Below are 21,080 nucleotides of genomic sequence, written 5' to 3' on the forward strand. Positions count from 1 at the left end.
ATTTTATAAATAAAATTTACTTTTGATTATATTTTTTATTTAATATATTTTTAATTTATAATTAAAGTTAATATCATAAAATCACTGATTAAATCTTAAAAAAGGACTTATTATGCGTATTTTGCTTTTATTGGTGTTTTTTTCAATTTCATTAGTTGCTAATGTTGGAAGTATTGTAAATTATGTAGGAGATGTTGAGGTTTTAAGAAATCAATCAACAATTAATGTAAATCATAAAAATTATGAGCTATTAGAAAACGATATTATTCTTACTAAAAATAATGCAAAAGTTCAAATAAAATTTATAGATAATACTACTCTTACTTTAGGTAAAAACTCAACTTTACAAATCAATAAATATTTAATTAATGGAGCAAATTCTAAAGTGAATTTGAAAGCTAAAAAAGGAAGTTATGATTTAGTAAGTGGAGATATTTCTAAGCTAGCTAGACAAAACTTTACTTTCCAAGCAAATACAGCGACCATTGGCATTCGTGGAACTAGATTTAGTGGAGATGTTAATAATGGTTTTGTTGATTGTGTTTCAGGAGAAATTGAAGTTGGAGTAGGCGGTAAAAAATATAATTTAAAAAAAGGAGAGAGATTACACTATAAAAATTTAGGAATTATCAAATTAGAAAAATTAAAACCAAGTAGTTTTAATGTAATCAAATTATAAAAATAGGAGAAAATATGAACAAAATAGCTTTAATTGTGTTTTTAGCAAGCTCACTTTTCGCAAATATTGGAAAAATAGTTACATTAAGAGGAGATGTTGTAATTTTAAGTGACAACAAAGAAAGAATTGCAAAAACAAATGATATTTTAGAAGAAAATGACAAAATAATCACAAAAAATAATGCAAAATTACAAATTAAATTCATAGATAATACAATAGTTACGCTAGGTAAAAATACAACTTTAAATATTAAAGATTATGTAATTGATGGTAAAAAATCAAAAGTAAGTCTTGAAGTAAATAACGGACATTTTAAAGTAATATCAGGAAATATTTCAAAAATAGCTAGAAAGAATTTTGAATTTCAAGCAAAAACAGCGACGATTGGAATTAGAGGAACCGTGTTTGTTGGAAGTCTTGGAAAGGTTGATAAAGTAGGTTGTTTAGAAGGTGCAATAGATGTTAAAGTAGGAAATAAAACTTCTTTAGTTCAAGCAGGAAATCAATTAAGATTTGATAATGATAAGGTTATTAAGATTGAAAAGATAGTGCCTAAGGAATTTGAAACTATTAATACAGGTAAAGAAAGTCAAGTAAATACTAAACAATCTTATAAAAATAGTGAAAGTTTTAATGAGTTTTTAAATTCTAAAGAAGAAATGATAAAAGCAAAACAAGAATATTATCAAAATAAAAATTATCAAGATTATAAAAATAATTATAAATACAATAATGAAAGAATAAAGGATTTAGATACTAATTCAATATCTAAAGATATCATTAAAATATGTAATGGCAATACTTATTGCATACAAAATAAAATAAATTATGCAAATAAGGGATATTTAAATGGTAAAGACTATCAAAACAATAGGCAAAGAAATTCTACTTACGGGGTTCAAAAATGATAAAAAAGATTATTTTATCATTTTTAATAAGCTCTCTTGCTTTTGCTAATTATATAGATGAGTTTAATAAGAAAAATTATAAAAAAGCTTTAGAATTAGCTAAAGCTCAATGTGAGATTGATTGTAGTGATGAAAAACTTAACCTAATTTTGGCAAAAAGTGCTGAAAAATTAAAAGATACAAAAGAAGCAATTGCAGCTTACGATAGGGTTTTAATTATTAATGAAAACAATATTGAAGCTAGATTTTCAATAGCTAATTTGTATTATGAAAATAATAATCCAGAGCTTATGAGAGATGAATTAAATTATATGCTAAATAATTTGGATTTAAGTTCTACTCAAAAAGTTAGAATTAATAATATGCTAAATAATTTAGATAATTTGACAAAAGAAGTTGCTAAGCCTTATTTTATAGGACTTAATTTGGGTTTTGCTTATGATACAAACCCGCTTTATGGCAATGATAATTTCACTGATTTTGTTGGTGAGAAGATTAGAAATTTTAAAAATGAAAAAGCAAGTGGTTCTTTAAGTTTTAATTTTAATATAGATGGTGCTTATAATTTAGATTTAGGAAATAATTATTTTGCAGAGCTTTATGCGAGTTTAAATAATAAAAAATATTTAAAAAATAAAAGCGAAAATTATCCTGATTTAAATGTATTAACATTAGCAATTAATCCAAGCTATGTAAGGGATAATCACAAAATTACTCTAAATGCTAGTTATGATTTTGTATTACTTAGAAGAGCTGCGTTTTTGCATAGCTTAAATATGGGTATTAATTATGAAAATAATGTAAATGATAATTATTTATATTTAATTTCTTATGATTTATCTAAAGGAATATTTGCTGATAGTATGGATAAAGATTCTAATTTTATCCATCATTCTTTAGGTCTTAATAATGTTTTTGCATATAATGATAATATTTATTATTTTAATTTAAATTATGATTTAGAAAATGCAAAAGATAGTTTTAGTGCTAATTCTGATTTTAAAAATTATGGTATAAAAATCGGGGCTATTATTCCTATATTAAATAAAGTTAGTTTTAAGCCAAGTTTTGGTTATAATCATACAATTTATAAAAAGGTTGATTCATCTTATTATTCAAAAAGAAAAGATAATGAAATAGTTATTTCTAGTATTTTTGATTATAAATTAGATTATAATCAATCTTTGAGTTTCGCTTTGATTTATGATAAGCAAAATTCAAATCATAATTTTTATGATAGTTTAAATTATACAAGTATGATTAATTATAGATATGAGTTTTAAAAGGAAAATAGTATGAGAAATATTTTATTATTAAGCAGTGATAGATATAAAAACTTAGATTCTTTTGATTGGTGTGCTAGTATATTAAATGATTTTTTTGCTAAAACTAAACAAATAGCTCTAGTTCCTTATGCTCAAGTAATTGATGGATTTGATGAATACGAAAAAACTCTTAAAAATAAAATAAACTCAAAAATAGTTTCTATACACAATGACCCTATTAATATATTAAACGATAGCGATGGGATATTAGTAAGTGGCGGTAATTTATTTGTTCTTTTACATAGATTACAAAAGCTAAATTTATTAGATATTTTAAAAGATAAAATAGAAAATTCTATAACCTATGCTGGCTGGGGTGCTGGGGCTAGTGTATTATCAGAAGATATTAAAACTTGTAATGATTTACCTATATTATATCCTAGTAATTTGCAAGCTTTAGGTATTTTAAAATACCAAATAATCACTGAATATATCCCTCAAGATAGGGAATATTCAATGAAGCTTTATGAATATTTTAAGCTAAATCAAAATTCTTCTGTTTTTGCTCTGCCATATGGTTCTGCCCTTAAAATTCATAATGATAGTGCCTTAGTAATGGGTAATGAAGGGGTTTTAAAATTATCTGAATATTATGAGCAATACTTTAAAATTGGTGATTTTATCAAGCTTTAATACATATTTTTAATCAAAAGAATTTAAATTATGGATTAAATTTTTATCTAAAAAGGATTTTTATTATCCGATTTGCTATTTTTAACAACATTTATTAAAAAAAGTTTCGTAATATTTCATAAAGGAAAAAAATGATTAAAATTATGAAAACTAAGGCTATTTTAGACTTTAGCCAAGATGAATTTTTACAAACTAATAAAGCTTTAGTATTTGATGAAGAGATTATTAAAATATGTGATTTTAACAAGGCTTTAAGTGAATACAAAAACGCTCAAATAATTGATAAAAGCGAATATATTTTAAGCCCAGTATTGTGCAATTTGCATTCACATTTAGAGTTTTGTCTATCTAAGCTTTATTATGGAGATTTTGCAAAATGGCTTGAGAGCATTATCAAAAATCGTGAAGTAATAAATAAAGATTTATTAAGTAAAGAGATTAATAGACAAATTGAAATTCTAATGCAAAGTGGGGTAGGGTATCTAGGCGAAATTTCAAGTTTTGGAGCAAACCTAGAAATCCTATCAAATAGCAAGATAAAAAGCATTATTTTTCATGAGATTTTAGGTGCTAATGATGAAACCTTAAAAAACAATATTAAGAGTTTTGAAGAGAGATTTTCAAGATTTTCAAACCTTAATAATCATATATCATTGCATAGTCCTTATTCAATTTGTGATAAGACTTATGAATACGCACTTAATTTTGCTAAGAAAAATGATTTATTAATCAGCACACATTTTTTAGAAAGTGCTTATGAAAATGAGTATTTGCAAGGCAAAAGTAACGCTTTAAGCAATTATTTAGCTAGATTTAATCCTAGTTTAATTACTAAGGACTTTTTAAGTGGATTTGATGATTTAAGAGCTATTTTTACTCATTGTAATTATGTTGATGATTTTAGTATTTTTAAATCTCATCATATAATTACGACTTGTCCTAAATCAAATAGATTTTTAGGCTCTCGTGCAATTAAGCTTAAAAATCTTTTAGCAAATGATTTAAATCTTAGCATAGGCACAGATGGGCTTAGCTCAAATAATAGTTTAAATATGTTTGATGAGCTAAGAGCTTTTATATTTACTCATAATGAATTTGAATTAAACGAATTAGCTTACATAATTTATAAGGCGGCTTGTTTTGATAATTCTCATTTATTTTTAAATGGCTTAAAGCCTTTAAGTAATGGTGCTAAGGCGGATTTTATCTTGCTAGATGATTTTGGTTATGATAAGGATAATGTATTAGCTCAAATAATTTTAAGAACGAATAAAATAAAAAATATGTATTTAGATGGAAAGGAAATTATATGAATGTAGTTTTAGCAATGAGTGGTGGGGTTGATAGCTCTTATACAGCTCTTATGCTTAAAGAAAAAGGTTTTAATGTAAGTGGTGTTTATATGAAATTACACAATCGTTTAAACTATCACGAAAAAAATATAGAAAATGGACAAAGAGTGGCTGATTTTTTAGGAATTTCTTATGATATTATTGATTTTACTGATGAATTTAGCAAAGCAGTTTTTAATCCATTTATTAAGACTTATGAAGATGGACTTACTCCAAATCCTTGTGCTTTATGCAATCAAAAAATAAAACTAGGAGCATTATTAGACTATGCTAAAAGCAAAAATGCAAAATTAGCGACAGGACATTATGCTCAAATAGAAAACAATATGCTTAAAAAAGCCGTAGATTTAAGCAAAGACCAAACATATTTTCTAGCAAATGTAAATAAAGAAAGCTTAAATGATGTGCTTTTTCCACTAGGGGATAAATTTAAAAAAGACATAAAAGAACAAGCACTAAAAATCCCTATGTTAAAATCAATCAGCGAACAAAAAGAAAGCTCTGAAATATGTTTTGTAACCACAAATTACACCGATATTTTAAAAGATTATGTAAAAGTTAATCAAAAAGGCTTAGTAAAAAATACTAAGGGCGAAGTTGTAGGAGAGCACGAAGGTTATATGCACTATACTATCGGTAAAAGGCGTGGTTTTAGTGTAAAAGGTGCATTAACTCCACATTATGTATTAGAAATTGATGCGAAAGAAAATGTAATAATAGTAGGTTCAAAAGAAGAATTATTTGTAAAAGAATTTCAATTAAAAAATGTAAATGCTTTTTGTGATTTTGATGAGATTGATTGCAAGGTAAAAATCAGATATAACACTAAAGAAGTGACTTGTAAATTGCTAAAAAATGAAAAAAAGGTTTTATTAGAAGAAAGCGTATATGCTTTAGCAAAAGGACAATTAGCAGTATTTTATCAAGGTGATTTAGTAGTAGCAAGTGGTTTTATAAATTAAGGATAATTAATGAAGAAGGAATTGGTTTTTAATAGAGAATTATCGTGGCTTAAGTTTAATTCAAGGGTGCTTGATCAGTGCAATAAAAAAATACCTTTATTAGAAAAATTAAGATTTATTAGTATATATTGCACGAATTTAGATGAGTTTTATATGATTAGAGTTGCTGGACTTAAGCAACTTTTTGCAGCAGGAGTAGTGCCACAAAATGAACTACCACCATTAGAGCAATTAAACGCTATTCGTGAATATTTACACGCAGAAAAAGACACTTTAGAACAAAATTATTTTTCTATAATGAGCGAATTAGCAAAAGTGGGTGTGGAGCTTAAAACTTATAATGATTTAACAAGAAATCAAAAAGGCAAAGCTAAAGAATATTTCTTTAGCACCATAATGCCAGTAATTGTTCCTATTGCAGTAGATTCAACGCACCCATTTCCACCACTTAATAATCTATCTTTCTCACTAGCTGTTAAGTTAAAAAGCGAAGATGAAAAGCACGATAAATTCGCTATGGTTAGAATTCCTAGAGTATTGCCTAGATTTTTTGAAGCTGATAGGGGGCTTTTCGTTCCTATTGAAAGCGTGGTAAAAGAGCATTTAGAAGATATTTTTCCAGGTTTTACTATGGTAGAAAGTGCAGCTTTTAGAGTAACTAGGAATGCTGATATTATAATTGAGGAAGAAGAAGCAGATGATTTTATGATGCTACTTGAGCAAGGCTTAAAACTTAGAAGAAAAGGTGCTTATGTTAGAATTCAAATTGAAAGCGGTGCTAGCGAAGAGATTAAAAACTTTTTAAGCATACATTTAAAAGTATTTAATAAAGATATTTACGAATACAAAACCCCATTAGCCCTATCATCAATGCTACAAATTGTAAATAATAAGCAATTAAGTCATTTATGTAATGCTTCTTATGTGCCTAAGATTTTGCCACCATTTGATGAGAATGTAAGTGTATTTGAAGTAATTGATAAGCAAGATATTTTATGCTACCAGCCTTATGAGAGTTTTGACCCAGTTGCAAGTTTTATCAAAGAAGCTAGCAAGGATTCAAAAGTAATATCAATTAGAATGACCCTATATCGCTTAGAAAAAAACTCGCAAATTATTAAGGCTTTAATGGACGCAGCTAATGATGGAAAGCAAGTTACGGTTATGGTTGAATTAAAGGCTCGTTTTGATGAAGAAAATAACCTTTATTGGGCAAAAGAATTAGAAAACGCAGGAGCTCATGTAGTATATGGAATAGCAGGGTTTAAAGTGCATGCAAAAATTACTCAAGTAATTCGCCAATTAGACGATGGCACGCTTAAATTCTACGCACATTTAGGCACGGGTAATTATAACGCCGCTACTGCTAAAGTATATACTGATATTAGCTTTTTTACATCTAATTTTGATATAGCAAATACTGATATTACAGCGTTTTTTAACATACTTACAGGCTATTGCAAAAATAAACGCTTAAAAACTCTATCAATGAGCCCGTTTCAGATAAAAGAGCAGATTTTAAAAATGATAAAAACTGAAAGCCTAGCAGGTAAAAAGGGTGAAATTATAATGAAGATGAACTCGCTTGTTGATGAAGACATTATAAAAGCACTTTATGAAGCGTCAAATAAAGGTGTAAGCATTGATTTAATAGTTCGTGGGATTTGTTGTCTTAAACCAAATCTTAAAGGCTTTAGCGAAAATATAAGAGTAAGAAGTATAGTTGGAAAATATCTTGAACACGCTAGGATTTTTTATTTTAAACACGCAACTCCACAATATTATATAAGCAGTGCTGATATGATGCCAAGAAATCTTGAGCGTAGGCTTGAACTAATGACACCTATATTAAATGAGAGTTTGCACGCTAAATTAGCAGAGATTTTAAGACTTCAATTAAGTGATAATCAATTAGCTTACACGCTTGATGAGAATGGAATTTATACCAAGATAGAAAAAGATGAAAAGGCTCTTGATTCTCAAGAAACTTTTGAAAACTATGTAAGTGGAATTTATAAAAGCTTTAAAAAAGGTCGTGATAAAGCAAAAGCCAATCAAATGGCACAAAAATTCTTTAGAGAGAATTAAATATTTTAGGAATTTAAATTCCTAAAATATATTTTACTAAAATTTATAAAAATTAATTTTATTTTAAGTTTAAAATATTATTATTGACAGATTTTTTTGAACTTCACTTATACAATCCCCTTTATTTAAAATTGTTTTCTAATGGCGGTTAGGCCTTACTCTCGTGGGAGAAGGACAATGCGTGATTATTTAACAACTAAAAATCTTAGCAATGATGATTTTTATACGCTTATAAAAAAAGCTTTGTATTATAAACAACACGATGGCTTTTTTAAAAATTATGAAAATCAAATCATAGCTAATTTATTTTTTGAAGATTCTACAAGAACAAGGACAAGTTTTGAAGTTGCTGAGCTTAAGCTTGGCTTTAGAGTGCTTAATTTTTCTGCTAGTAGTTCAAGTGTAAATAAAGGCGAGAGTTTATATGATACTTGCAAGACTTTTGAAAGTCTTGGAACTAGCGTTTTAGTAATTAGACATAAACAAAATAATTATTTTGATGATTTAGTAGGACTTAATGCTAAAGTGGTTAATGCAGGTGATGGAAGTGGAGCACACCCATCTCAATGTTTGCTTGATTTAGTAACGATTTATGAGCATTTTAATACTTTTAATGGTTTAAAAATAGCAATAGTTGGAGATATAAAAAATTCTCGTGTAGCAAAATCAAATAAAGATGCGCTTGAAAGACTTGGAGCTAAAGTATTTTTAGCTGCACCTCCTATTTATCAAGATAATTCTTATAATGAATACTATAAATTAGATGAAATTATAGATGAGGTTGATGTTTGTATGCTTTTACGCATTCAACACGAAAGACACGATAAAAACGAATTAGATTTAGAAAAATATAGAAAATCTTTCGCACTTACAACTAATAATTATAAAAGATTAAAAAATGATGCAATCATAATGCACCCAGCCCCAATTAATCGTGGAGTAGAGATTGATAGTTGTTTGGTTGAATGTGAAAAATCAAAGATTTTTACCCAAATGAGTAATGGTGTATTTGCTAGAATGGCAATACTTGATTATGTATATGAAAGGATTTAAAATGCTTCTTAAAAATTGTAATGCATTTATAGATAATAAATTTGTTAAAACCGATATTTTAATTGAAGGTAAAAAAATAGTAAAAATAGCTCCTAATATTGATTATAGTGGAGAAATAATTGATGTTAAAGGTAAGCTTGTTAGTGCGGGTTTTGTTGATATTCATCAGCATTTAAGAGAGCCAGGATATTCACATAAAGAAAGTATAAAAACAGGCTCAATGGCGAATGCAAAAGGTGGAATTACTACAGCTTGTGCTATGCCAAATCTAAAACCTGTGCCTGATACTTTAGAGAATTTAAAACTTGAATTAGATTTAATTCAAAAAGATTCTTGTATGAAAGTTCTTCCTTATGGAGCTATTACTATGGAAGAAAAAGGTCAAAGCTTAGTTAATTTTAGCCAATTAGCTCCTTTTGTTTTTGCGTTTAGCGATGATGGAAGAGGTGTTGCAAATGCAAAAATTATGAAAGATGCAATGAAAGAATGTGCGAAATTAAATAAATATGTAATTGCACATTGCGAAGATTTAGACCTAGTTGAAGGCGGTCATATGCACGATGGAGTTCAGTCTAAAAAATTAGGAATTAAAGGAATTTCAAGTTCAAGCGAGAGCGTGCAAGTTGCAAGAGATATGCTGCTTTGTAAAGAATGCAATTCAAATTATCATGTATGCCATATAAGTGCTAAAGAAAGTGTTGCGATGGTTGAGTTTGGCAAAAAACTTGGAGTAAATATAAGTTGCGAAGTAACTCCACATCATTTAATTTCTTGTGATGAAGATATTAAAGAAGATAATGGAATGTGGAAGATGAATCCGCCTTTAAGAAGCAAAGCTGATAGAGATTATTTAATAAATGCTTTAAATGAAGGCATAATTGAAGTAATAGCAACAGACCATGCACCACATTCAAAAGATGAAAAGCAAGGTGGATTTAATAAGGCTTATTTTGGAATTATAGGAAGTGAGTTTGCGTTTTCATTGCTTTATACAAAATTAGTAAAAACTAATTTAGTAAAACTTGAGACAATTCTAAACGCTTTTAGCACTAATCCTAAAAAAATATTTAATTTAGAAAATGCAGGGGAGCTTAAAGTTGGTTCGATAGCTGATATTGTAGTAATTGATTTAGATAAAACTTGGGAATTAAAAGAAGATGAAATCGTTAGTTTAGGCAAGAATACGCCTTATTTAGGAAGTGTATTAAGCTCAAAAGTAGAGCTTACAATTTGTGATGGAAAAATTATTTTTAAAGGAGAATAAAATGCAAGATGTAAATAAAATTTTAGTTATAGGAAGTGGTCCTATTATAATTGGTCAAGCAGCAGAGTTTGATTATGCAGGAACTCAAGCTTGTTTATCACTTAAAGAAGAAGGTAAATATGTAATATTAATCAATTCAAACCCAGCTACCATTATGACTGATAAAAATATTGCTGATGAGATTTATATAGAGCCAATTACTTTAGAATTTGTAACAAAGGTTATTAAAAAAACTCGCCCTGATGCAATCTTGGCTACTTTAGGCGGACAAGTTGCTTTAAATATGGCAATAGAATTAGATAAAGCAGGGATTTTAAAAGAATATAATATAAAAGTATTAGGTTCTAGCTTAGATACTATTAACAAGGCTGAAGATAGAGAATTATTTAGAGCATTAATGAATGAATTAAATGAACCTGTTCCACCAAGTGTTATTGTAAATAATACAAAGAGTGCAATTTCTTTTGCTAATGAATGTGGTTATCCTGTTGTTGTTCGTCCAGCATTTACTATGGGTGGAACTGGCGGCGGAATTTGTGAAAATGAAGCTGAACTTAAAAAAATAGCTAGCGAAGGCTTAATTTATTCTCCTACTAGACAATGTTTAATTGAAAAATCAATAGCAGGATTTATAGAACTTGAATATGAAGTTATAAGAGATAGAGCTGATAATGCTATATTAATTTGCGATATGGAAAATATTGACCCTGTTGGAATTCATACGGGTGATTCATTGGTTGTTGCACCAACTCAAACACTTGAGCCAAAAATCAAACAACAAATGATAGATGTTGCTATTAAATTAATAAGAGCATTAAAAATTGAAGGTGGTTGTAATGTTCAAATAGCTTTAAACCCAATTACAAAAGAATATTTTATTATTGAAGTAAATCCTAGAGTTTCACGCTCAAGTGCTTTAGCTAGTAAAGCAACTTCATTTCCTATAGCAAAAATCGCAGCAAAAATCGCAATAGGCAAAACTTTAGATGAGATTAAAAACGAAGCAAGTGGCTTAAGCTATCTTGAGTATAAACCAAATCTTGATTATATAGTTACTAAAGCTCCTAGATTTGCATTTGATAAGTTTAAAGATGCTAATCGTTATTTAGGCACTCAAATGAAAGCAACGGGTGAAGTAATGGGCTTAGGAACTAGCCTAGCTGAAAGTATTTTAAAAGCTATTAAATCACTTGAATATGGAATTTGTCATCTAGGTCTTAAAAACGGCGAAACATACACAGATGAAAAAATCAAAAAGCGTTTAATTAAAGCTGGAGATGAAAGAATATTTTTCATAGGAGAAGCTTTAAGGCGTGGAATTAGTGTTGATGAGATTATGAATCTTACTAAAATGCAAAGATTATTTATAGACACATTTAAGCAAATCATTGATACAGAACACGAATTAAAAGAGAAAAAATTTGATATTCAAGCACTTACAAAAGCTAAGCAAATAGGACTAGCTGATAAAATTATCGCACATCGTTGGGAATGCAAGCAAAAAGAAGTGTATGAACTAAGAGCTAAAAATAATATAAGACCTATTTATAAATGCGTTCAGCCGATGGATTATAAAAATCTAATTCCAAGTTTTTATTCAACTTATAATAAAGAATTTAAAGACACAAATGAAATTAGCAATAAGCAAAAAATAATAGTTTTAGGAAGTGGTCCTATTAGAATTGGTCAAGGAATTGAGTTTGATTATTCTAGCGTGCATGCTATTTGGGCTATTAAAGAAATGGGCTATGAAGCAATAATAATTAATAACAATCCTGAAACATTATCAACTGATTATAGCGTGGCTAATAAGCTTTATTTTGAGCCTTTAAGCAATGAAGAAGTTTTAGAAATTATTAATATTGAAAAACCTTTAGGAGTAATTGTTAGTTTTGGTGGTCAAACTGCTATTAATTTAGCTGAGTTTTTAGAAGCAAATGGAGTTAAGATTTTAGGCACAAGTTTAGATAGTATAAATACTGCTGAAGATAGAAAATTATTTGAAAAATTAATGAGTGATTTAGGCTTAAATCAACCTAAAGGAATTACTGCAATTAGTGTTGATGAAGCTATCAAAAATGCTAATTTAATAGGCTATCCTGTATTAGTTCGTCCATCGTTTGTTTTAGGTGGTAGAGCTATGCAAGTTGTATTTAACGATGAAGAACTTAAAAAATATATGCAAGAAGCAACAGAAGTAAGCCTTGATAAACCTATATTAATTGATAAATATTTATGTGGAAAAGAGCTTGAAGTAGATGCTATTTGTGATGGAGAAAATGTTTATATACCAAGTATTTTAGAGCATATTGAAAGAGCAGGTGTACATAGTGGAGATAGCACAGCAATAACTCCAAGCGTTAGTATAAGTGATGAGGTAAAAGAAGAAATTATTAATTACACTAAAAAACTTGCACTTGCTTTAAAGATTAAAGGGCTTTTAAATATACAATTTGTATATTTTGAAAACAAGCTTTATGTATTAGAAGTAAATCCAAGAGCTTCAAGAACATTGCCGTTTTTAAGTAAAGTAATTAATAAAAACCTAGCAAATATAGCTTTAAAAGCTGCTTTAGGAATAAGCCTAAAAGAGCAAGGAATTACTAAAGAATTTGAAGAAATACAAGGAATGTATTATGTAAAAGTTCCTGTATTTAGCTTCTCAAAATTATCTTTAGTGGATACAGTTTTAGGGCCTGAGATGAAAAGCACTGGAGAAGTTATGGGAACTAGCACAAGTGCTAATAAAGCACTTTATAAAGGTCTTGTTGCAAGTGGCGTTAGGATAGAAGAATTTGGCGGAGTATTATTTAGTATTGATGATAAAAATAAGGCTGATTCACTTGAGCTTGCTCGTGGATTTATGAACTTAGGTTATAAAATCTTAGCTACTAAAAATACAGCAATTTATTTTAATAATCACGGAATTAATGCAATTAGTGTTAATAAATTAGGCGATGAAGATGACATAATTTCAAAAATTGTTAATGGAGAAATTACATTAGTAATTAATACTCCAAGAGATGCAAAAAATAGCCTTAGTGATGGATTTAAAATAAGACGCGCAGCAAGTGAGAGTAAGGTTGCAAGCTTTACAAATCTTGATATTGCAAAAGCTTATTTAAAGGCTTTAGAAGAAATATCATTAAGCGTGTATTCTTTATAATTTTTAAGAATTTAAACTCATTTTTTGAGTTTAAATTCCTTTTTAATTTTAGTATAAAATAAATATTTTTTAAACTCCTAATCAAGAATGATTATTGCTTAGTCTATGTATTAAATAAAAAAAGTTAAGATTTAAATAAAAATATTTTAAGGAAAACAATGTTATTTACAAGAGCTAGTGAATATGCTTTAATTAGTTTAATTTACATTGCAAAACATAAAAGTCCAATAGATGTAGATACTTTAGCAAGTGAATTAAATATACCAAGAAGCTTTTTAGCAAAAATATTACAAAATTTAGCAAGAGCGCATATTTTAAAATCTTATAAAGGTATTAATGGTGGTTTTATTCTGGCAAAAGAACCAAATTTAATAAATATAAAAGATGTCATAATATCTGCTGAAAAAAAAGAGCCTTTAGTTTTTGAATGCACAGGAGATGATAAGTGTCCTAGTAATAGGCACGATACTTGTAAAATATATCCTATAATTACCAACTTACAAGATAAAATAAATTCTTTTTTAACTGATATTACCTTAGAGCAGATTTTAAAATAATGGCAAAACAAAAAAATACTATGCTAAGCCTAGTAGCTCCTTATTTAGAGCCACTTGTAAAATTTAAAAGTCTTTCTATGGTAGGTTTAATAGTTGCTATTTTAGCAATTATTATCGTTCCTTTACCATCTGGAATACTTGATTTTTGCTTAGCACTTAGTATTGCTATATCGGTTTTGATGATTTTAATAGCTATGTATATTCCAAAACCGACTGATTTGACTACTTTTCCAACATTAATTTTAATAATTACTCTTTTTAGACTAAGCCTTAATATCGCAACCACTAGAATGATTTTAAGCAAAGGGCACGAAGGTCCTGCTGCGGTTAGTGATATAATTGCTAGTTTTGGAGAATTTGTTGTAGGCGGAAATTATGTAATAGGGGTTGTTGTATTTTGTATCTTAGTATTAATTAATTTTATGGTTGTTACAAAGGGTTCAACTCGTGTTAGTGAAGTTCAAGCTAGATTTACGCTAGATGCAATGCCAGGAAAACAAATGGCAATTGATGCTGATTTAAATGCAGGGCTTATTACTGAAGAGCAAGCTAGAGAAAGGCGTCAAGAAATAATAGGCGAAGCGAACTTTTATGGAGCTATGGATGGTTCTTCTAAATTTATTAAAGGTGATGCAGTTGCAGGTATAATCATCACTATTATTAATATAGTTGGCGGACTTTTAATAGGTATGTTTCAGCACGATTTAGAATTAAATGCTGCTGCTTCTAGTTATACTATTTTAACTATAGGAGATGGACTTGTATCTCAAATCCCAGGATTAATTACTTCAACAGCAACAGCTATAATTATTACTCGTGCAAGCAAAGAAGAAAAACCATTTGCTGAAAAATCTTTAGAGCAATTATTTGGAGATTATAAAACCTTATTTATAGTTGGGTTTATTTTGTTCGTATTTGCTTTAGTTCCTGGTCTTCCTACTATTTCACTAGGTTTTATGGCTTTTGTATTTGGTGGGCTTGGCTTTTTACTTATGAAGACTAAAGATGAAGATTTATTAAGTCCTAAACCAAAGCAAAAAGGAGCAGCTCAACAGCCAAATACAAGTGGAGCAGCACCAGCTCAAAGCACAACACCACCTAGAAAAAGTGAAGCTGAAATTGCAGCAGAGCGTAAAAAGAAAAACGAAGAAAGCTTAAATCTTGAAATGCTTGAATTACAAATCGGGTATTCTTTAGTAAAAGTTGCTGAAAGTGATTTAATAGATAGAATTCCAACAATGCGTCAAACAATAGCTAAAAATCTAGGTTTTTTAATGCAAGATATTAGAATAATTGATAATATTCAGTTAGACCCTAATGAATATGATTTTAGAATTAAAGGAATTTCAATTGCAAAAAATATTATATATCCTGATAAATTTTTAGCAATTGATAATGGTTTTGATGAAACCGATGAAATAGAAGGAATAGAAGTAATAGAACCTGCTTTTGGTTCAAAAGCTATTTGGATTGACCCAAGTGAAAAAAATAAAGCTACGATGAGTGGTTATGTAGTGGTCCATCCTGGTGCAGTAATTAGCACGCATTTAAGTGAATTGGTTAAAGAACACGCAGCCGAACTTTTAACTAGGCAAGAAGTAAATTCTTTATTAGATAGATTAAAGCTTACTCAAAGTGTATTGGTTGAAGAAGTATTGAAAATCACTTCAATAGGTCTTATACAAAAGGTATTAAAAGAATTATTAAAAGAGCAAATTCCAATAAAAGATATGATAAGTATATTAGAAACAATATCTGATTTAGTGCCTTATACTCAAGATATTGATACAATAACAGATCATGTAAGAGCTAGTCTTAATAGAGTAATTACTAATATGTATTTAGATGATAATAACAAACTACAATTTTATGCACTATCAATGCAAGTGAATAGGCGTTTATTGGAAATGCTAGTAACTAATAAAAACGGCACAACAACCCTAGCAATAAATACAGAGCAAACCCACGCTTTATATACAGCAATTAGTGATAAAGTAAAAGAGCATTATAATATGCACTCAAATACTTTTATATTATTAGTAGAACCTAGTCTTAGAAGAAAGATAAAAGAAATTTGTGAAAGATTTGGATTAAAACAAGTTGTTGTTCTTGCTTATAGCGAGATTGCAAATAACGCTGATTTTGATAATATAGGCAATGTTGATGCAGCAATTTAGAAAGGAAAATAATGAAAATATATCACCTAAGCCACACTGATTTAGATGGATATGGTTGCCAATATGTGGTAGCTAATTATTTTAAGGATTGTGAGTTTTATAATTCTAATTATGGCAAAGAAATTGAAGAAAAATTTGAAGAAATTATGATAAAAGTAGAAGCAAATCCTGATGAATTTGCTCTTATTTTAATAACTGATGTAAATCCTATTGAAAGTGTTTGCGAAGAATTTACTTCTAGGGTTGCAAGGCTAAATCACGCAAAATTATTATTGCTTGACCATCATCAAACAGGTAAAGCTTGTATGGAAAAATATCCTTGGTATTTTTTAGATAGTTCAAGGTGTGCTACTAAGATTACTTATGATTTTTTTAGTAAAATTTTTGGAGAAAATAAAGAGCTAAGCCTAATGGTAGATATTATAAATAGCATTGATATTTGGCTAAGTGATAGCAAATATTTTGAATTAGGCAAAATCTTAATGCAAATAATTGCTAGCAGTAAGGAGATAAATAGAACTATGTTTGCTAAGCAAAATCACGCTTATATGTTCTTTTTATTAAACAAAGCTAGAGAATATTTTCATCTTGAAAATCCAAATATTGCTTTAGAAGATGCAACTCATAGTATTAAAAAAGAGTTTTTTAAAAATGACAAAAACGATACTTTGTGTAATTTAATAAGCGATTATTTAGTAAGGATTTTAAGCGAAAATAAGCAAGATTATACGATTTATTATAAAGATAAAAAAGGCTTATTAGTCTATGATATAGGAAATGTTAGCGTTATAGGGAATGATTTTTTAGTCAAAAATCCTGAATATGATTTCTTTTTAGAAATTAATCCTGGCAAGAAAATCTCTCTTAGGGCTAATAATAAAATTGATGTTAGCTTATTTGCAAAAACGGCTTTTAATGGTGGCGGTCACGCAAATGCTAGTGGCGGGATATTTACAAGTTATAAAGATAGTAGTGTATATTCTAAGATTTACGAACAAACTAAAACTTATTTGGAGAAATTTAATGAAAAATGAAGAAATTGAAGATTTAATGTATGAGATTGCTCTAATGCATAAAGCTGCTTTGTATTATGCAGGAGTTAAGAAAAACTGCCTAGAAAAGGCTGCATTTACTTATCTTGAGCTAATTGATGAAGCGAAGAGTGAAGATGATTTTGAGCTTATTTTAGAAACTATGGCTTTATTAAAAGACAAACACCCTGAGTTTTTTAACTAAAATATAAATATAATTAGTCTAATTTAAATTCTTAGAATTTAAATTAGAAAGATATTTTATAAGCGTTCTAATTATTTAAATTAATCAAAACCTTACCGATTTTATTGTTATTTTTTACACTTTTTAAAGCTTGGTTTATATCATTTAGGCTAAAAATCTCACCGACTGATGGGCGGTATTTTATATTATCTAGCATATAAGATATTTGATTAAGCTCTTCGCCGTTTTTATTAACAAACATAAAATGATACTCACAGCCTACTTTTTTAGCGGCATTGTTTAGCTTAAATCCTGCAAAATAAAATAAAATCTGCTTTAGTTTTGAAAGCTTCAAGCTTTTAGTAAATTTCATATCAGGCATACCCTTTAAAGATACTAGCTTTCCACCTTTATTTAGGATTTTAAACTGCTTAAAAGTTTCATTTCCACCAATGCAATCTATTACAAAATCTACTTTAATTTTTGTATAATCATCGCTTTTTGAAAAATACTCGCAAACGCCTAATTCTAAGGCTTTTTGCTTAAAATTAGCATTTCCGCTAGCATATATTTTAAACTCTTTTGCAAGTGGCAAAGCAAGATTTTAAAAACTCCCACTAGCTCCAGAAATAAATATTGAGTTTTCATTTTTAGCATTCATTAATTTAATAGCTTGTAAAAATGTTAAAGAGGCTAGTGGCACGCAAGCTGCTTCATCATCTTTTAAATATTCAGGCACTTTTGCTATATACTTATGATTTATCGTTACATATTCAGCAAATGCTTTTTCACACATTGCATAAACTCTATCTCCAACTTTAAATTCTTTTACATTTTTACCTATGCTAGTTATAACTCCTACTAATTCATTGCCTAAAATTAGTGGTAATTTATAAGGAGTTATTATATTTAGTGCACCATCTTTTATAAGATTATCTAGTGGATTTACGGCTGCATAAGTTACTTTAATTAAAACTTCATCATCTGTTATTTTTGGAATATAAATTTCTTTTATTTCTAAATCACTTTTAAAATTATTTAAAACTGCTGCTTTCATAATTTTCCTTTAAATTTAATTATTTTTTTATGCAATTATATATACATAATCATTAAAATCTCGCATTACAAATTCTTTCATTTCATAGCTGCCTTTAGATTTGCTAGAAACGAAAACTCTTTTTTAATCCTATTTATATCTTGTAGCATTATCTAGGCATTTTCGTTTGAAAAAAGGTTTTTAATCTCTTATTTTTGCTCTATGCAAAACCCAAGCTTTTCATAAAATAAAATTGATTTATTTACGCTCGTTACAAATAAAAATGTTTTTGTGTTTTTAACACACTTTTTATAAAGCTAATTTTATTTTTTAATTAAGCTAAACAAACGAAATTCCGATTTCAAATTCTTTTTTAAGTAAATTTGTATATTTAAAAGAATTTATTTTTTGTATTTTTAACTATAAAATTTTAGTTTAAAACAACGCTAGATAATAAAAAATTTTCAAAAAAATAATATTAATTTTAATAATTAAAATTAATATTATAAAATTATATTTTATTTAAAACAAGGAAAAATATATGAAAAGAAGAAAATTTTTAGTTTCTAGTTTAGGTTTAGTTTTAGCTGTTTCATGCCCTGTTTTTGCAAATCAAACAAGCAAAAACATAAGAGCTTTTGCTATTACTAAGATATTTGGAGATGGTATTAAGCTTGTCGCTATTGCACTTGAGTGTGAAAAAATATTAACCTTAAAAGATATTAAAAAAGATGATTTTAGCGTTGAAAATAGAACTATTAGCGATGTTTTTATAAGCGATGAAATAGGATTAAAAAAGCAAGAAAAAGGAAAATTTATCATACTTTTATTATCTTTAGAAGATAAAAATCTATCTTTATCAAAAATGATACCTATGTCAAATTCTACAATAAAAGCAAGTAAAACATCTAAAAAGCCTTGGGTTGCAGGAGATAAGCCAGCAAGTAATTTAGTTTTTGAAGAACCAAAAGCCAAAATAACATATCAAGGTATAAGTTATAGCACAGATAGTGTAAAAAACCTTGTTGCTGATGAATTTTTGCAACTTGTTTTTCAAGATAGAATTACAAATAAAACCTTGCGTTATAATTTGTATATTCCTAAAAACGCTAAAGACAAAAAACTTCCTTTAGTGTTATTTATGCACGATGCTGGGACAACTAGTGAGTATCATAAAGCTACTTTATATCAAGGTTTAGGTGCTATTGTTTGGGCTAGTCCTAAAGAGCAAGAAAAACGACCTTGCTTTGTGTTGGCACCACAATATGATGAAATAATAGTAGATGATAATTCTAATGCCTCAAGCATGCTAGAAACAACAATTAATTTAATCAACGAACTAGTAAATAAATACAATATTGATACAAAAAGGATTTATGCCACAGGTCAATCTGGTGGTTGTATGATGAGTATTGCTATGAATATCAAATATCCAAATTTATTTGCCGCATCGTTTTTGGTGGCAGGTCAATGGGATTATAAACTAGTAAAACCATTAGCAAATAAAAAGCTTTTTATATTAGTATCAGCAGATGATTTAGGAGCATTTCCTGGGCAAAATTTAATAACAAAACAATTAGAAAAGGAAGGGGCTAAGATTAGCCGTGATATTTGGGACGGAAGATGGGGTGATAGCGAGTATCGTTTTGCATTTGATAAGATAATTTCTAATAATAATCCTATTAATTATGTAGTATTTAAAAAAGATAGCGTATTTTTAGAAGGAGATAGCAAGCAAGGAGCTAGCGGACATAGAAATACTTGGAGAATTGCATACTCAATAGAACCTATAAGAGAATGGATTTTTGAACAAATTAATGATTAATACTAGTTATACAATAAACTAATATTAATCAAGGTGTTTTAAATCAAAATCAATTTATTTAAAGGTTTTTGTAATAATTTTTTACTTGAAATTAAATCGGAATTTCGTATGTTTATAGTTAGGCTAAAACAAACGAAATTCCTATTTTAAATTCTTTGAAAATACACGAAATAAATTCCATAAAATTTCGTTTGTTTGGAGTGTAGAATTTATTTCCGTATCAAGCTTTTTTAGGCTTTTTCTTAGGATTTGGAAGTTCTTCATACATTGCTAAAACTATTGCGTTTAAAAGCTCGCTATCTTCTTTATCAAACAAAACCATTTTAGTTTTTGCCCCATCGTAGGGCAAAACTAGCGTTGGCTCTTTTATGTAGTTTAGCACTGATTTTGTGGGTTTTAAAAGTAATTGATTATCAAAAATCCCACCTATGATTTTATCTTTAAAATATAAAGTATATTCTCCAAACATATACTTATAAGTTATATTCGGCTCATTAAAAAGCTCCAAAACATACTCCAAATACTCTTTACTACTAGCCATAAAATCTCCTTAAAGTTTAACTAAAACCTTGCCAGTTTTGTTGCTATTTTTCACGCTTTTTAGGGCTTTATTTATATCATTTAGGCTAAAAACCTCACCGACTGATGGGCGGTATTTTGTATTATTTAGCATAGATGATACTTGCCTAAGCTCTTCTCCGTTTTTATTAACAAACATAAAATGATATTCGCAACCCACTTTTTTAGCGGCATTGTTTAGCTTAAACCCTGCAAAATAAAATAAAATCTGCTTTAGTTTTGAAAGCTTTAAGCCTTATCTAACTTCAAAAAATACTAGCA

Annotated in this window: 19 protein-coding genes; 15 read left to right on the forward strand and 4 right to left on the reverse strand. The window is 28.3% G+C overall.

What is annotated here, in order from left to right:
• The first annotated feature begins 112 nt into the window (after positions 1–112).
• The 14 genes from AVBRAN9331_RS01365 (at position 113) to AVBRAN9331_RS01430 (ending at position 17,400) form a co-directional block, all read left to right on the forward strand.
• Positions 113–679 carry a FecR family protein gene (locus AVBRAN9331_RS01365; RefSeq protein ID WP_336612269.1) on the forward strand — a complete coding sequence of 189 codons (567 nt, stop codon included), beginning with the start codon at positions 113–115 and terminating at the stop codon, positions 677–679.
• 14 nt (positions 680–693) lie between these two features.
• Positions 694–1,587: a FecR family protein gene (locus tag AVBRAN9331_RS01370; protein ID WP_214120307.1), complete on the forward strand. Its 894-nt coding sequence runs from the start codon at positions 694–696 to the stop codon at positions 1,585–1,587.
• Positions 1,584–2,870, forward strand: a complete 1,287-nt coding sequence (locus AVBRAN9331_RS01375) for a porin family protein (protein ID WP_336608476.1) — start codon at positions 1,584–1,586, stop codon at positions 2,868–2,870. Before AVBRAN9331_RS01370 ends, AVBRAN9331_RS01375 begins: the two co-directional genes overlap by 4 nt.
• 12 nt (positions 2,871–2,882) lie before the next feature.
• The gene (locus AVBRAN9331_RS01380; protein ID WP_214116644.1) at positions 2,883–3,545 is read left to right on the forward strand and encodes a Type 1 glutamine amidotransferase-like domain-containing protein; all 663 of its coding nucleotides are present in this window, start codon (positions 2,883–2,885) and stop codon (positions 3,543–3,545) included.
• A gap of 131 nt (positions 3,546–3,676) precedes the next feature.
• The gene (gene mqnF / locus AVBRAN9331_RS01385; protein WP_336612270.1) at positions 3,677–4,858 is read left to right on the forward strand and encodes an aminofutalosine deaminase family hydrolase; all 1,182 of its coding nucleotides are present in this window, start codon (positions 3,677–3,679) and stop codon (positions 4,856–4,858) included.
• Positions 4,855–5,859: a tRNA 2-thiouridine(34) synthase MnmA gene (gene mnmA, locus AVBRAN9331_RS01390; RefSeq protein WP_214120027.1), complete on the forward strand. Its 1,005-nt coding sequence runs from the start codon at positions 4,855–4,857 to the stop codon at positions 5,857–5,859. Before mqnF ends, mnmA begins: the two co-directional genes overlap by 4 nt.
• 9 nt (positions 5,860–5,868) lie before the next feature.
• Positions 5,869–7,947, forward strand: a complete 2,079-nt coding sequence (locus AVBRAN9331_RS01395) for an RNA degradosome polyphosphate kinase (RefSeq protein WP_214149729.1) — start codon at positions 5,869–5,871, stop codon at positions 7,945–7,947.
• 177 nt (positions 7,948–8,124) lie between these two features.
• Complete coding sequence (locus AVBRAN9331_RS01400) at positions 8,125–9,000, forward strand: aspartate carbamoyltransferase catalytic subunit (protein WP_214120028.1); 876 nt, start codon at positions 8,125–8,127, stop codon at positions 8,998–9,000.
• Position 9,001: 1 nt separating this feature from the next.
• Positions 9,002–10,264, forward strand: coding sequence for a dihydroorotase (locus AVBRAN9331_RS01405; protein WP_214149730.1), 1,263 nt, complete (start codon positions 9,002–9,004; stop codon positions 10,262–10,264).
• A 1-nt stretch (position 10,265) separates the two neighbouring features.
• Positions 10,266–13,430: a carbamoyl-phosphate synthase large subunit gene (carB, locus tag AVBRAN9331_RS01410; RefSeq protein ID WP_214116655.1), complete on the forward strand. Its 3,165-nt coding sequence runs from the start codon at positions 10,266–10,268 to the stop codon at positions 13,428–13,430.
• 158 nt (positions 13,431–13,588) lie between these two features.
• Positions 13,589–13,987: an Rrf2 family transcriptional regulator gene (locus AVBRAN9331_RS01415; protein ID WP_214116657.1), complete on the forward strand. Its 399-nt coding sequence runs from the start codon at positions 13,589–13,591 to the stop codon at positions 13,985–13,987.
• Positions 13,987–16,164, forward strand: a complete 2,178-nt coding sequence (gene flhA / locus AVBRAN9331_RS01420) for a flagellar biosynthesis protein FlhA (RefSeq protein WP_214116660.1) — start codon at positions 13,987–13,989, stop codon at positions 16,162–16,164. Before AVBRAN9331_RS01415 ends, flhA begins: the two co-directional genes overlap by 1 nt.
• 11 nt (positions 16,165–16,175) lie before the next feature.
• Positions 16,176–17,198: a DHH family phosphoesterase gene (locus AVBRAN9331_RS01425; RefSeq protein ID WP_214116662.1), complete on the forward strand. Its 1,023-nt coding sequence runs from the start codon at positions 16,176–16,178 to the stop codon at positions 17,196–17,198.
• On the forward strand, positions 17,188–17,400 hold the full coding sequence (locus AVBRAN9331_RS01430) for a hypothetical protein (RefSeq protein ID WP_214116664.1): 213 nt from the start codon (positions 17,188–17,190) through the stop codon (positions 17,398–17,400). The genes AVBRAN9331_RS01425 and AVBRAN9331_RS01430 overlap by 11 nt, the downstream gene beginning before the upstream one ends.
• A 67-nt stretch (positions 17,401–17,467) precedes the next feature.
• Here AVBRAN9331_RS01430 and AVBRAN9331_RS01435 read toward each other — a convergent pair whose 3' ends face one another.
• A complete protein-coding gene (locus AVBRAN9331_RS01435) occupies positions 17,468–17,974 on the reverse strand; it encodes a zinc-binding dehydrogenase (RefSeq protein WP_336612271.1) in 507 nt (168 codons plus the stop codon).
• 9 nt (positions 17,975–17,983) lie between these two features.
• Positions 17,984–18,436 (reverse strand): alcohol dehydrogenase catalytic domain-containing protein, encoded by a 453-nt coding sequence (locus tag AVBRAN9331_RS01440; protein WP_336612272.1) that lies wholly within the window; start codon positions 18,434–18,436, stop codon positions 17,984–17,986.
• Between the two features lie 520 nt (positions 18,437–18,956).
• Between AVBRAN9331_RS01440 and AVBRAN9331_RS01445 the strand changes: the two genes are divergently transcribed.
• A complete protein-coding gene (locus AVBRAN9331_RS01445) occupies positions 18,957–20,240 on the forward strand; it encodes a PHB depolymerase family esterase (RefSeq protein ID WP_336612273.1) in 1,284 nt (427 codons plus the stop codon).
• 220 nt (positions 20,241–20,460) lie between these two features.
• On the opposite strand, the gene AVBRAN9331_RS01450 is transcribed toward AVBRAN9331_RS01445, so the two are convergent.
• Positions 20,461–20,781 (reverse strand): TfoX/Sxy family protein, encoded by a 321-nt coding sequence (locus AVBRAN9331_RS01450; protein WP_336612274.1) that lies wholly within the window; start codon positions 20,779–20,781, stop codon positions 20,461–20,463.
• Positions 20,782–20,790: 9 nt separating this feature from the next.
• The gene (locus AVBRAN9331_RS01455) at positions 20,791–21,027 is read right to left on the reverse strand and encodes a zinc-binding dehydrogenase (protein WP_336612290.1); all 237 of its coding nucleotides are present in this window, start codon (positions 21,025–21,027) and stop codon (positions 20,791–20,793) included.
• Positions 21,028–21,080: the final 53 nt, after the last annotated feature.

Source organism: Campylobacter sp. RM9331 (assembly GCF_020137685.1).
Lineage (GTDB): Bacteria > Campylobacterota > Campylobacteria > Campylobacterales > Campylobacteraceae > Campylobacter_E.